Source organism: Aequorivita capsosiphonis DSM 23843 (genome assembly GCF_000429125.1).
GTDB lineage: Bacteria > Bacteroidota > Bacteroidia > Flavobacteriales > Flavobacteriaceae > Aequorivita > Aequorivita capsosiphonis.
Genome location: NZ_KE386850.1, coordinates 170278 through 183952, shown reverse-complemented (window position 1 = coordinate 183952; position 13675 = coordinate 170278). Strand labels below are relative to the sequence as shown.

General features: G+C 38.9%; 16 protein-coding genes. 2 read left to right on the top strand and 14 right to left on the bottom strand.

Features of this window, described 5'->3' with window-relative positions; all coding sequences use genetic code 11:
- From rpsQ to rpsL, 14 genes are all read right to left on the bottom strand, one after another.
- Nucleotides 1-264 carry a 30S ribosomal protein S17 gene (gene rpsQ / locus G440_RS0118180; protein WP_026452601.1) on the bottom strand — a complete coding sequence of 88 codons (264 nt, stop codon included), beginning with the start codon at nucleotides 262-264 and terminating at the stop codon, nucleotides 1-3.
- Nucleotides 265-279: 15 nt separating this feature from the next.
- Nucleotides 280-471: a 50S ribosomal protein L29 gene (gene rpmC / locus G440_RS0118175; RefSeq protein ID WP_026452600.1), complete on the bottom strand. Its 192-nt coding sequence runs from the start codon at nucleotides 469-471 to the stop codon at nucleotides 280-282.
- An 11-nt stretch (nucleotides 472-482) separates the two neighbouring features.
- The gene (gene rplP, locus G440_RS0118170) at nucleotides 483-902 is read right to left on the bottom strand and encodes a 50S ribosomal protein L16 (protein WP_026452599.1); all 420 of its coding nucleotides are present in this window, start codon (nucleotides 900-902) and stop codon (nucleotides 483-485) included.
- 18 nt (nucleotides 903-920) lie between these two features.
- A complete protein-coding gene (gene rpsC, locus G440_RS0118165; RefSeq protein WP_026452598.1) occupies nucleotides 921-1646 on the bottom strand; it encodes a 30S ribosomal protein S3 in 726 nt (241 codons plus the stop codon).
- 4 nt (nucleotides 1647-1650) lie between these two features.
- A complete protein-coding gene (gene rplV / locus G440_RS0118160; RefSeq protein WP_026452597.1) occupies nucleotides 1651-2061 on the bottom strand; it encodes a 50S ribosomal protein L22 in 411 nt (136 codons plus the stop codon).
- A gap of 6 nt (nucleotides 2062-2067) precedes the next feature.
- On the bottom strand, nucleotides 2068-2346 hold the full coding sequence (rpsS, locus tag G440_RS0118155) for a 30S ribosomal protein S19 (protein WP_026452596.1): 279 nt from the start codon (nucleotides 2344-2346) through the stop codon (nucleotides 2068-2070).
- A 3-nt stretch (nucleotides 2347-2349) separates the two neighbouring features.
- On the bottom strand, nucleotides 2350-3177 hold the full coding sequence (gene rplB / locus G440_RS0118150) for a 50S ribosomal protein L2 (RefSeq protein ID WP_026452595.1): 828 nt from the start codon (nucleotides 3175-3177) through the stop codon (nucleotides 2350-2352).
- Between the two features lie 26 nt (nucleotides 3178-3203).
- Nucleotides 3204-3494, bottom strand: a complete 291-nt coding sequence (gene rplW / locus G440_RS0118145) for a 50S ribosomal protein L23 (RefSeq protein ID WP_026452594.1) — start codon at nucleotides 3492-3494, stop codon at nucleotides 3204-3206.
- Nucleotides 3495-3501: 7 nt separating this feature from the next.
- On the bottom strand, nucleotides 3502-4131 hold the full coding sequence (gene rplD / locus G440_RS0118140) for a 50S ribosomal protein L4 (protein WP_026452593.1): 630 nt from the start codon (nucleotides 4129-4131) through the stop codon (nucleotides 3502-3504).
- The gene (gene rplC / locus G440_RS0118135; protein ID WP_026452592.1) at nucleotides 4131-4739 is read right to left on the bottom strand and encodes a 50S ribosomal protein L3; all 609 of its coding nucleotides are present in this window, start codon (nucleotides 4737-4739) and stop codon (nucleotides 4131-4133) included. Before rplC ends, rplD begins: the two co-directional genes overlap by 1 nt.
- A 258-nt stretch (nucleotides 4740-4997) precedes the next feature.
- Nucleotides 4998-5303 carry a 30S ribosomal protein S10 gene (gene rpsJ / locus G440_RS0118130; RefSeq protein WP_010181931.1) on the bottom strand — a complete coding sequence of 102 codons (306 nt, stop codon included), beginning with the start codon at nucleotides 5301-5303 and terminating at the stop codon, nucleotides 4998-5000.
- 11 nt (nucleotides 5304-5314) lie between these two features.
- Nucleotides 5315-7444 carry an elongation factor G gene (fusA, locus tag G440_RS0118125; RefSeq protein WP_026452591.1) on the bottom strand — a complete coding sequence of 710 codons (2130 nt, stop codon included), beginning with the start codon at nucleotides 7442-7444 and terminating at the stop codon, nucleotides 5315-5317.
- Nucleotides 7445-7447: 3 nt separating this feature from the next.
- Nucleotides 7448-7924, bottom strand: coding sequence for a 30S ribosomal protein S7 (gene rpsG, locus G440_RS0118120; protein WP_026452590.1), 477 nt, complete (start codon nucleotides 7922-7924; stop codon nucleotides 7448-7450).
- A gap of 93 nt (nucleotides 7925-8017) precedes the next feature.
- Nucleotides 8018-8392, bottom strand: a complete 375-nt coding sequence (rpsL, locus tag G440_RS0118115; protein WP_014782632.1) for a 30S ribosomal protein S12 — start codon at nucleotides 8390-8392, stop codon at nucleotides 8018-8020.
- 403 nt (nucleotides 8393-8795) lie between these two features.
- Between rpsL and G440_RS0118110 the strand changes: the two genes are divergently transcribed.
- Together G440_RS0118110 and G440_RS0118105 are read left to right on the top strand one after the other, a co-directional pair.
- Nucleotides 8796-10406 carry a BamA/TamA family outer membrane protein gene (locus tag G440_RS0118110; protein WP_051285459.1) on the top strand — a complete coding sequence of 537 codons (1611 nt, stop codon included), beginning with the start codon at nucleotides 8796-8798 and terminating at the stop codon, nucleotides 10404-10406.
- Nucleotides 10407-10527: 121 nt separating this feature from the next.
- A complete protein-coding gene (locus tag G440_RS0118105; protein ID WP_026452588.1) occupies nucleotides 10528-13590 on the top strand; it encodes a SusC/RagA family TonB-linked outer membrane protein in 3063 nt (1020 codons plus the stop codon).
- Nucleotides 13591-13675 lie beyond the last annotated feature (85 nt).

Genomic DNA, 13675 nt, shown 5'->3' with positions numbered 1-13675 from the left:
TTACTTCGCTCTTTCAATTATTTCTACTAATCTCCAACATTTGGTTTTACTTAAAGGACGTGTTTCCATGATCCTTACCGTATCGCCTTCGTTGCAGTTATTGGTCTCGTCGTGCGCAACGTATTTCTTCGTTTTGGACACGAACTTTCCATACATAGGGTGTTTAATTTTTTTCACCTCTGCAACTACAATAGACTTATCCATTTTGTTGCTGGTTACTACCCCAGTACGTTCTTTTCTTAAGTTTCTTTTAATTTCTTCCATCTTTCAGCTGTACAATTATTGCACTTCTCTATTAGTTAGTTCGGTCGCTATTCTTGCTATCCCCCTTTTCTGGGATCTAAGTTGAATTGGGTTTTCCAATGGTGAAATGGTATGTGCCATTTTAAGCTCTGTATACGCTTTCCTTGAGTCAGCTAATGCTTCCTGAAGTTCTGCCGTTGACGCTTCTTTAATTTCTGATTGTTTCATTTGTCAAAAAATTATGCTTGGAAATCCCGAGACATTACAAATTTAGTTTTAACGGGAAGCTTTTGGGCTGCAAGGCGCAATGCTTCTTTAGCTGTTTCAAGGGTAACCCCAGATACTTCGAAAAGCATTCTTCCTGGTTTTACAATAGCAGCATAATATTCTACAGCACCTTTACCTTTCCCCATACGTACTTCAAGGGGCTTCTTGGTAATTGGCTTATCTGGAAATATCATAATCCAGATAGAACCTTCTCTTTTCATAAAACGAGTAGCAGCAATACGAGCTGCTTCTATTTGTCTCGCCGTAAGAAATTCAGATTCCATCGATTTTATACCGAAGGTACCGTATGCTAACTGCGTGCCACGACCGGCATTGCCTTTCATACGACCTTTTTGTTGTTTACGGTATTTTGTTCTTTTAGGTTGTAACATTTTCTTCTATTTAAAAAATTACTTTCTGCGGCGTGCTTTGTTGCCACCGCGTCCTGGAGCACCTTTACCACCACCTTTTTTGCCGGTTGACAAACCAACAAGTGGGGAAAGCTCTCTCTTTCCATATACTTCGCCTTTCATAATCCATACTTTAACACCCAATCTACCATAAGTAGTGTGCGCCTCAACTAAAGCGTAGTCAATATCGGCTCTAAAAGTTGATAATGGGATACGACCTTCTTTGTAAGATTCTGAACGTGCCATTTCAGCGCCGTTCAAACGTCCTGAGATTTGTACCTTAATACCTTCAGCATTCATTCGCATTGTTGCCGCTATTGCCATTTTAATAGCACGACGGTATGAAATACGACTTTCAATTTGGCGTGCAATACTCGCAGCTACCAAATGCGCATCAAGTTCAGGTCTTTTGATCTCGTGAATGTTGATCTGTACCTCTTTATCTGTAATTTTTTTAAGCTCTTCTTTTAGCTTGTCTACTTCCTGGCCACCTTTTCCGATAATGATACCGGGACGGGCAGTGGTTATAGTAACGGTTACAAGCTTAAGCGTACGCTCAATAATTACTCTACTCACACTAGCTTTACTTAAACGCGCGTGGATGTATTTCCTGATCTTATCGTCTTCGGCCAATTTATCGCCGTAGTCGTTGCCTCCGTACCAGTTGGATTCCCAACCTTTAATGATACCTAAGCGATTTCCGATTGGATTTGTCTTCTGTCCCATTTAATTAATTGCTTTGTGTGTTATCGTTAGCTGCCAATACCAGTGTTACGTGGTTGGAGCGCTTTCTAATTCTGTGTGCACGGCCTTGCGGTGCTGGACGAAGTCTTTTCAACATTGTACCACCATCCACTCGGATTTCCTTAACAAAAAGATCTGCATCTTCCAATGAAGCGTCTTCATTCTTTTGTTGCCAGTTATTGATGGCAGACAAAAGTAGTTTCTCCAATTTACGTGAAGATTCTTTTGAACTAAACTTCAAAATATTAAGTGCTTTGTCTATTTTCTCACCACGCACCAAGTCTGCCATTAAACGCATCTTTCTTGGTGAGGTGGGGCAATTGTTCAATTTAGCCAAGTAAATAGTTTTCTTTGCTTCCTTGATTGCTTCTGCTCTTTCTCTTTTACGAACTCCCATGGCCTCTTATTTTTTACCTTTGTTTTTAGCACCTGCGTGACCACGGAATGATCTTGTAGGTGAAAATTCTCCTAGTTTATGCCCAACCATGTTTTCTGTTACAAACACAGGAACAAATTGACGTCCGTTGTGAACAGCGATGGTTTGGCCAACAAAATCCGGAGTGATCATAGAAGCACGCGACCAAGTCTTGATTACGGTCTTCTTATTATCATCAACGTTTCGTTGAACTTTTTTGTCTAGTTTATAATGAACGTACGGTCCTTTTTTTAACGATCTTGCCATAACTTATTTCTTTCTACGTTCTAAGATATATTTATTACTTGCTTTCGTTTTAGTTCGGGTTCTGTAACCTTTAGCAGGTATCCCATTTCTAGAACGTGGATGACCACCTGAAGATTTACCTTCACCACCACCCATTGGGTGATCTACCGGGTTCATCACTACTGGTCTTGTACGTGGTCTTCTACCCAACCATCTACTTCTACCAGCTTTACCTGAAACCAATAACTGATGGTCGTGGTTAGATACAGCACCAATAGTAGCTAAACAATTAACTAAGATCAATCTAGTTTCTCCTGATGGTAATTTAATAGTAGCATATTTACCTTCACGCGCCATAAGCTGTGCGAAAGTTCCAGCACTTCTAGCCATAATTGCTCCCTGTCCGGGACGAAGCTCGATGCAAGATATAACTGTACCTAATGGGATAGCTGAAAGCGGCATTGCGTTTCCAATTTCTGGAGCAATTCCTGATTCACCAGAAACGATGTTTTGTCCAACTTGTAGACCGCTCTGAGCAATTACGTAACGCTTTTCACCATCTTGATAGTTCAAAAGCGCAATAAACGCTGTACGGTTTGGATCGTATTGAATACTTGCAACAGTAGCAGGAACTCCTGCCTTGTCGCGTTTGAAATCGATTATTCGATATCTCTTTTTATGACCACCACCTATGTAGCGCATGGTCATTTTTCCTTGACTGTTTCTACCACCAGATCTTTTGTTCGGAGCAAGTAAAGACTTCTCCGGCTTATCGGTTGTAATGGCGTCAAAACCATTAACAACCCTAAAACGCTGACCCGGGGTGATTGGTTTTAATTTTCTTACTGACATTTGTGTCTAATTAAATCTAAGCTTCCTTAGATGTTACTGTAAAAATCTATTGTATCACCTTCCGCCACCTGTACGATTGCTTTTTTATAAGCATTCGTTTTACCAGTCTGGACACCTGTTTTTGTATAACGGGTCTTCCTATCAGGGCGGACATTCATTGTGCGAACTTTTTCAACAGAAATTCCGTAAGCAGTTTCAACCGCTTTCTTGATTTCTACCTTATTCGCCTTTGGGTTCACTACAAAGCTAAAAACGTTTTTGTCTTCAGCATCTTTGGTAGCTTTTTCCGTAATTATAGGTTTAATTAAGATGTTCATCTTGTTTCTATTTACTTAAGTTTGTTTCAATTCCTTCCAAAGAACCTTCAAACAGCACGACACTGTTTGCATTCATAATCTTATAAGTACTTAATTGTGAGCTAGTTATAACTTCAGTACCTTTCAAATTGCGAGAGGACAAATATACATTATTATTTAAGTCTCCCAACACAAATAAAGATTTTTTCTCATCAAGCCCTAAACTCTTTAAAACTGATGTAAAATTCTTCGTTTTTGGAGCATCAAAATTTAGCTCTTCCATTACGTAGATCGCTTTGTCATTTGCTTTCATAGAAAGCGCAGATTTACGCGCCAAACGTTTTAGGTTTTTGTTCAATTTAAAAGAGTAGCTTCTTGGACGAGGCCCAAACATTCTACCACCACCTTTAAAAATACCAGACTTGATGCTACCCGCACGAGCAGTACCAGTTCCTTTTTGCTTCTTTATCTTTCTGGTAGAACCAGTGATTTCAGCACGTTCTTTCGCTTTGTGAGTTCCTTGTCTTTGATTGGCAAGGTATTGCTTCACATCAAGATAAACCGCGTGATTGTTAGGCTCTATTCCGAACACATCTGCAGAAAGTTCAACTTCCCGACCTGTGCTTTTTCCGTTTATGTCTAATACAGCTACCTTCATTATTTCTCGATCATTACATAAGCGTTTTTATGGCCAGGAACTGCTCCTTTAACCACAAGTAGATTCTTTTCAGGAACTACTTTTAAAACTCTTAAATTATCTATTTTTACTCTTTCGTTACCCATTTGGCCAGCCATGCGCATTCCCTTGAAAACTCTTGCAGGATATGATGCAGCACCAACAGACCCAGGAGCCCTAAGCATACTTTGTTGGCCGTGAGTTCTTTCGGACCCACTAAAACCATGACGTTTTACAACCCCTTGGAAACCTTTACCTTTAGATGTACCCGCGATATCCACGAATTCACCTTCAATAAAATGTTCCACAGTAATTGTGTCACCTAATTTGTAATCTTCTCCAAAATCCTTGAATTCAACAACTTTGCGTTTTGCAACGGTTCCTGCTTTTTTGGCGTGCCCTTCGGCAGCTTTAGTAACAGTCTTCTTGTCATCGAAACCAAGTTGGAGAGCATTGTACCCGTCAACCTCAATGGTTCTGACTTGGGTGACAACACAGGGTCCTGCTTCAATAACGGTACACGGAATGTTTTTTCCGTTCTCGTCAAAGATGCTGGTCATCCCTATCTTTCTTCCAATTAACCCAGACATATTTAATTATTTATTGATTATTAATATTACTTATTTTCGGTTTTTCGCTTTGCCCCTTCAGCCGCGGCAGAAAGGAGAAAAGAATTTTTTGATTTAAAAAACAAACGGGATCAAAATAATTTCGATCCCGAATATTACTTTGTTTACCGTTTTTCCTTCGCTTACAAGCTCGGGACATGTTAATCCTCGCAACTGCGAAGATCTCTGACTCAGTTTTCGCAAACCGGCTTTGAAGATACCTGCCTTCGCAGGTATTTGTTAAACCTTGATCTCTACTTCTACCCCACTTGGCAACTCTAATTTCATTAGAGCGTCAATTGTTTTTGAAGAAGAACTGTAGATATCCAAAAGTCTCTTGTAAGAACTTAATTGGAATTGCTCTCTACTCTTCTTGTTCACGTGTGGAGAACGCAATACTGTAAAGATTTTTTTATGTGTTGGCAAAGGGATTGGTCCTGTAACTACAGCTCCAGTACTCTTTACGGTCTTAACGATTTTCTCAGCAGATTTGTCCACCAAATTGTGATCGTAAGATTTTAGTTTTATTCTTATTTTTTGACTCATTGCTGAAATTATTAAACGTTAGCGGTTCCTTTTGCTGCTGCGATTACTTCTTCGGAAATATTTGAAGGAGTTTGGGCATAATGTGAAAATTCCATAGTTGAAGTAGCACGACCAGAAGATAAAGTTCTCAATGTGGTTACATATCCGAACAATTCTGAAAGCGGCACTTCAGCCTTTATAACTTTTGCTCCTGCACGATCGCTCATACTAGTAATAGTACCACGACGACGGTTAAGGTCACCAACTATATCACCCATATTCTCCTCAGGCGTAAGTGCCTCAAGTTTCATAATAGGCTCAAGAATTACAGCTCCAGCTTTTTTAGCAACTTCCCTAAAGCCGATTTTAGCAGCTAATTCAAAAGACAGTGCATCTGAATCCACTGGGTGGAAAGATCCATCTTTTAAAGTAACCTTCATACTATCAACCTCAAAACCTGCAAGAGGCCCATTGGTCATTGCTTGTTTGAAACCTTTTTCAACAGAAGGAATAAATTCTTTTGGTACGTTTCCACCTTTTACAGAGTTCACGAATTCCAAACCAATTTTACCTTCCTCAGCTGGCTCCAATGTAAATACGATGTCAGCAAATTTACCACGACCACCAGATTGTTTCTTATAAACCTCTCTGTGATCAGCAACTTTTGTAACAGCTTCCTTATACTCAACCTGTGGTTGTCCTTGGTTTACTTCAACTCTAAATTCCCGACGCAAACGGTCAATAAGAACATCTAAGTGAAGTTCACCCATTCCAGAAATAATTGTTTGCCCAGAAGCTTCGTCTGTACGCACTTGGAATGTTGGATCTTCTTCGGCAAGCTTTGACAAAGCCATACCTAATTTATCAACATCAGCTTTAGTCTTTGGCTCAACCGCAACTCCAATTACTGGATCAGGGAAGTCCATGCTTTCCAAAACTATAGGATGTTTTTCTGCAGTTAAGGTGTCCCCAGTTTTAATATCTTTAAAACCTACGGCAGCTCCAATATCTCCTGCTTCAATAAAGTCAATTGCATTTTGCTTGTTAGCGTGCATTTGGTAGATTCTAGAAATACGTTCCTTATTACCAGTACGGTTGTTAAGAACATAAGAACCTGCGTCCAAATGACCAGAATAGGTACGGAAGAAAGCTAGACGACCAACAAAAGGATCGGTAGCAATTTTAAACGCCAGAGCAGCAAACGGCTCCTCTGTACTTGGCTTACGTAATTCTTCCTTTTCAGTATCAGGATTAATTCCTCTAATACCTTCTTTATCCATTGGAGAAGGAAGGTAACGGCAAACACCGTCAATCAAAAACTGAACACCTTTATTTTTAAAAGATGAACCACAAATCATTGGAATAATGCTCATATCCATTACTGCGGCACGAAGCGCAGCATGCACCTCATCTTCTGTAATAGAATCTTCATCTTCCATATATTTTTCAAGAAGGTTTTCATCATAGGCAGCAACTTCTTCAATAAGTTTACCACGGTACATGCGAACTTCCTCTTTCATTTCTTCAGGGATTGGCACCACATCAAAAGTAGCTCCAAATGTATCATCATGCCATACAATTGCACGATTCTTCACAAGGTCAACTATCCCTCTAAAATCTGCCTCTTCACCTAATGGCAAAACGATTGGCACTGCATTGGAACCCAACATATCTTTTACTTGTTGACAAACCATCAAAAAGTTAGATCCATTACGGTCCATTTTATTTACAAAACCAATACGAGGTACTTTATAGTTATCCGCAAGCCTCCAGTTAGTTTCAGATTGTGGTTCAACACCATCAACTGCACTAAATAAAAACACTAAACCATCAAGAACACGCAGCGATCGGTTTACCTCTACGGTAAAATCCACGTGGCCGGGAGTGTCAATAATGTTAAAGTGATATTCTTTTGTTTCTGGTAATGGCTGGGCATTTTCCATTGGAAATTTCCATTTACAAGTAGTTGCAGCGGAAGTAATCGTAATACCACGCTCCTGCTCTTGTTCCATCCAGTCCATAGTGGCAGAACCTTCATGGGTCTCGCCCAACTTATGGTTTACGCCAGTATAAAAAAGTATACGTTCTGTTGTAGTGGTTTTACCGGCGTCAATATGCGCGGCAATCCCGATGTTTCTTGTGTAACTTAAATCTCTTCCCATTGTTTAGAATCTGAAATGTGAGAATGCTTTGTTAGCTTCTGCCATTTTATGAGTATCCATACGCTTTTTAACGGCAGCACCTTCCTCCTTTGCAGCAGCAAGAATCTCACCAGCTAATTTTGCAGCCATGGATTTCTCGTTTCTTTTTCTTGAATATGTAATTAACCACTTCATTGCGGTTGCAATTTTACGGTCTGGGCGTATTTGCATAGGTATTTGGAAGGTTGCCCCACCAACTCTACGGCTACGCACCTCTACGTGAGGCATAACATTAGAAAGTGCATCTTTCCAAAGCTCTAACGCAGTTTTTTCTTCGTCTTGTTTCTTTTCATCTACAATGTCAATAGCATCATAGAAAACTTTGAAAGCCACACTCTTTTTTCCGTCCCACATCATGTTGTTTACGAAACGCGTAACCAACTGGTCGTTAAACCTTGGATCTGGAAGCAGCGGTCTTTTTTTGGCCTGTTTTTTTCTCATTTGTTGTTTTGTTATGGTTACTTGTCAATGATTAAAATAAACACTTAACAGTTAACCCGTTTTCATTTTTCCTGATCGCAATCTATCGCGATCCTACTTTTTAGGGCGTTTTGCTCCGTACTTAGATCTACGTTGTGTGCGGCCTGCAACACCAGCGGTGTCTAAAGCTCCACGAACAATGTGATACCTAACTCCTGGCAAATCCTTTACCCTTCCACCTCTAACCAATACTATCGAGTGCTCTTGGAGATTGTGACCTTCGCCTGGGATGTATGCGTTTACTTCCTTACCATTTGTAAGCCTTACCCTTGCTACTTTTCGCATAGCTGAGTTAGGTTTTTTAGGCGTAGTAGTATATACACGCGTACAAACACCACGACGCTGTGGGCACGAATCCAAAGCAACCGATTTACTCTTCTTGGTTATTTTGGTCCTTCCTTTACGTACTAATTGTGAAATTGTTGGCATATAAAATATGTATTATTACTGTTTAAAAATAAAACACCCCTATTTTTAGGGGATGCAAATGTAGAATTTTTTTTCTCACTAATCAAACCATACTGAATTAATTTTCAGCATACTTTCAATATTTTTTTATTTTAAATATGAAATCGCAAGTTGAAACGTTAGTTTTGGAGAAGGAAAGGGATGGATGACGGAAGTTGGATGACGGATGCTGCGAGCTGGGTGACGGATGACAGATGACCGATTCGTCTGACAAACCGACAACCGACAAACCGACAACTGAGAACTGACAACCGACAACTGAAGAGTGAACACCAATTTGAAAAACACTAAATACTTTTTTCTACTCCTTAATATATACACTTGCTTTTTCTTCGGAATAAATGCGCAGGAACTCACGTTATCTTTGAAAACCGAACAGCAAATATCACAGGCACTGAAAGATTCGCTACAAATGCAAACTTCCTTTACCGATTTAGCCACTCTTAAAAAATCAACAGATACCGTTAATTTAAAGCTACAGCGCATGGGGTTTATAGAAAGCGAGCTGCGGCAGATCAAAAAAGAAAATGACAGTAGCTATGTGGCAGATTTCTTCCTAGGAAAAAAATACCAGACCATAAAGATTTATTATTCCGAAGAAGATTTTAGCAAAAAGGAATTGCAGCGCGTCTCTTCAGAAATTACCGCAAGCTATTTTATCCTTCCTTTTGAAACCATTCCAATTTCACTAAAAAAGCTCATTGCATTTCGCAACCAAAAAGGAAATGCCTTTGCCCGTTTAAAACTTGACGAGTTCGAAAAAGACAGCCACAACAATTTGACAGCTTCGCTACTTGTTGACAATGGAAATAAAAGAACCGTAGATTCGATTGTTATAAAAGGTTATGAAAAATTTCCAAGCTCGTTTTTAAAATATTATGCGGGGGTCCGAACGAAAAACGTTTTTAATAAAGAGAAGCTCGTCAGGCAAAATGAAAACCTAAACAGCCTAGGCTTTGTTTCGTCCATTAAACCACCCGAGGCACTTTTCAGAAAAGACTCCACTATCGTGTATTTCTATCTCGAAAAGCAAAACAACAATCTTTTTGATGGAATTCTCGGTTTCGCAACCGACGAAGAAACGCAGAAATTAAAATTTAATGGCTATTTAAATCTTGAGCTCAACAACAATTTAAATTACGGAGAGCAATTATTGCTTAATTACAAAGCCGATGGCGAAGAACAAGTAAATTTTAGGGTTAAGGCAAGCTTGCCGTATCTCTTCCAAACACCTTTCGGATTAAGTGGTGAGCTTAAAATTTTTAAAAGAGATAGCTCCTTCGTCACCTCCGAACAAGAGTTGCGAGCCACCTATCAAATTAACCCAAGATCAACAGCCTATTTAGGATACAGAAACAACAATTCCAGCAACCTACTTGACGAGGTTATTGCAGGAACACCTATCGTAGACTTTAAATCGAAATTCCTGATTGCGGGAACGAGTTACTTTAAACCGCAAAACCGAAAGAATTTCCCAATAAAAACCTTTTTATCCTTTAACGGCGGCGTAGGTTCACGAGAAAAAGAAGGGAACACTGACGATCAAATACGCCTAGAAGCTATAGCCAATAACATCTTCAATCTAAATTATCGAAATTCAATTTTTGTACAGAATCAGACCAGTATTTTAATTAGCGATAGCTATCTGGTAAATGAACTATTCCGCTTTGGAGGGATAAATAGCATCCGCGGTTTCAATGAAAACAGCATTGACGCCTCCTTCTTTTCAACAATAAATACTGAATATCGATATCAGTTTAATGATGGCGTTTATATCCACAGCATTATAGATGCAGCTTATTTTGAAAATAAAACCCTGTCATTAAAGACAAACCTCTACAGCTTCGGTATTGGTCTAGGCCTAAGAACCAAAGCTGGATTGTTCAAGTTTAATATTGCCAATGGAAATACTGAAAATCAAAAATTCAATTTTTCGAACACGAAAATCCACATCAGTCTCTCTTCAAAATTTTAAGATATCTTTACACGAAAGCTTGGCTAGTCACAAACTAATCCTAAAAATTGGGAGCAAATACTTGTGTAATTAACTTTTTATTAGGATTTTTGCGACTGGCTAATTCAAATAAATTATAAAAATGAGAACAAAGTTTAGTGGAATTTTGACGCTACTACTAGCGTTAGTTGTGCAACTTACCTTCGCACAGCAGAAGACTATTACAGGTACGGTGACAGACGAATCAGGTCTACCATTGCCTGGTGCAAACGTTATAATTAAGGGTACAAGCTCTGGAACACAGTCGGATTTTGATGGAATATACTCCATTTCCGCAAATGTGGGACAAACGCTTACCTATAGTTATGTAGGTTTTGACACCAAGGAAGTTAAAGTAGGTAACCAAAATTCAATCAATGTAACTCTAAATCCTGGTTCTTCATTGGACGAGGTTGTTGTTACTGGTTATTCTACAAGAAATCAATCGATACAGACATCGGCAGTAGTTTCAATCTCTGCTTCTGAACTGTCACAAATGGCACCAACCACGAGCATAGACAATATGCTTCAAGGAAAAGCAGCCGGGGTGCAGGTAACTGCAGCCAATGGTAAGCCTGGACAAGGTGCTTTTGTTCGTATTCGCGGTACTGGATCTTTAACTGCTGGTGGTTCATCCCCTCTATATATTGTAGATGGCGCACCCATTCGTGAAGTAGATTTGGCAACAATACCCAATGAAGACATAGAAAACATTTCAATTTTAAAAGATGCTGCTACAACTGCAAAGTACGGTTCACGTGGATCAAACGGTGTTGTTGTAATTACAACCAAGAGCGGTACTAGAAATAAAGATGCAAGCATTCGTTATAGCTCACGTTATGGTGTAGTTTCAAGAGTTGATCAAAACTATACATTAATGGATGCGGGGCAAAAAATGCAATTTGAAGCAGAAATGTATGCATTAGGAGTATCTACCGCAGCAACGCTTCCTGGCGTAGCAACTGCACCTGGATCTCCTGAAAGACAATTTTATTTAGACAACCAAACAGATTGGGAAAAGCTTATTTTAAAGGATGGAATCCAGCAGAATAACAGCATTTCATTCGCTGGAGGTGCTGAAAAAGTGGATTATTACTTTTCCGTATCGAACGATCGTAACACTGGTATTATTGATAAAATTGATGGTTTTGAGCGATTAGGCTCTCGATTAAATGTTAATTTTGATGCCAAAGAATGGTTAAAGCTTGGTGTTAACGTTGGTTATTCAAGAGCAACTAGTGATGAACCTAGAGATAGATTCAACGATCAAAACCCGTTCTTTGCTGTCTATCAAACAAGTCCATACGACACAGAATTTGTACTAGACGAATTCGGAAATCCAGTTTTGGATGAAAACGGAGATCCTGTTTATGATACTTCCGGAGCCTCCGACTATCCTATTAGACAAGCACTTGAAGACGAACCTCAATTAGATATATATAACACGACATTAGCTAGCATTAATGCCCAAGTTCAGTTAAGTAAAAACTGGAGTTATGAATTCCAAACAGCGGTAAACTGGCTTGCACGCCGAACAGAATATTACGTTAAACCAGGATCGTATCTTGCTGGAGTAGCTGCTGGTATTGAAGGTGGTCTGAAAAGAGATTTCCAAGATCACCGTTTAGATTTAACATTAAGCAATAGATTAAACTACAATTTATCTTCTGATGGTCACAATTTAAACGTTCTTGGTCTTTATGAGTACAACATGAATGAGTTTAACCGCATCTTGGCAGAATCTACTCAATTTCCATCGCCTTTGTTAAGCACCCAAACAAATGGAGCGCTTAAACGAGAGGCTAGAAGTAATAGAAACCGATTAACTTTAGTTTCTTATGGATTGTTTGCAGACTACAACTATAAAGAACGTTATTACGTATCCGGTTCTGTTCGTCGCGACGGTTCATCAAACTTTGGAGCTGATGTACAATGGGGTAATTTTTATAGTGGAAGTGTTGCTTGGAATGTCGCTAACGAATCTTTCTTTGATGTTGATTTCATAGACGATCTTAAATTTAGAGGATCTTATGGTTCTGTAGGTAACCGTTCTGGTCTTTCTAGATACGAAGCACAAGGAACAGTAACTTTTGACTCATACCCTGGTGGATCTAGTACTATTCCAGATCAAATTGCAAATCCAGATTTAAGTTGGGAAACTACTACTACTACTAACGTTGGAGTTGAATTTAATGCATTTAACAATAGATTGCGTTTTGTGAGTGATTATTTCATCAGAAAAACTACTGATTTACTGTTTCCAGTAAGAACAGCATATGAGACGGGTGCTGGAACCATAACGAAAAACATTGGTGATATAGAAAATAAAGGGTTAGAGGTATCTTTACAAGGAGAGGTTTTTAGAACCCCAGATTTTAGCTGGACGCTTGGAGGAAATGTTCTCTTCCTAGACCATAAAATTCTTAGTTTACCTGAGGGAAAACCTATTGATGTTGAAAACACAAATATTCGATGGGAAGAAGGTAGAAAAATTAACGAACATTTTCTTGTTCGCTACGCAGGCGTAGATCCAGTAACTGGAAGAGGTCAATTTTATGGTGGAGATGGTAATAAATATTTTGGCGATGAACTTCCTCAAGATATTGAAAATAGAGTATTCCAAGGAAAATCTACTATTGCAGATATTGAAGGTGGATTCTTTTCTAATATAACTTATAAAGGCTTTGGACTTCGCACTGATTTTGTCTTCAAAGCTGGAAACTGGGTAAATAACATCGTTCGAGCACGCTCTAACTATGATGGAGGCGATATAGGCTTTAATCAAAGTGTTGACGCATTTAATTATTGGCAACAACCTGGAGACACAGATGTAAAACCTAGCCCAAAATATGCTGTTTCAGATAGAGATTATTACTATGGTTCTGACAGATGGTTAGAAAAAGGAGATTATATAAGATTGCGAAACGTTACTTTATCTTACTCTTTTCCAAAGAAATATTTAGAAAAAACCCCTATTACGTCACTTAGAATTTATGCACAAGGTCAAAACTTGTTAACATTTACAAAATTTTGGGGTGATCCTGAAGTCGGAATTTCATCAGGTGAATCAATATCTTTCGCAGATACTGTTGCTCCGGGAGAAACCACTTTATATAGTTATCCAAACACAAAGTCTTACCAAATGGGTATTGACGTAAGTTTCTAATTGAATAAAAAAGACAGAAAATGAAAAAAATAATTTTAAAAATATCAGTAGTAGCATTTATTCTCATAGGGTTTACTGCGTGTGA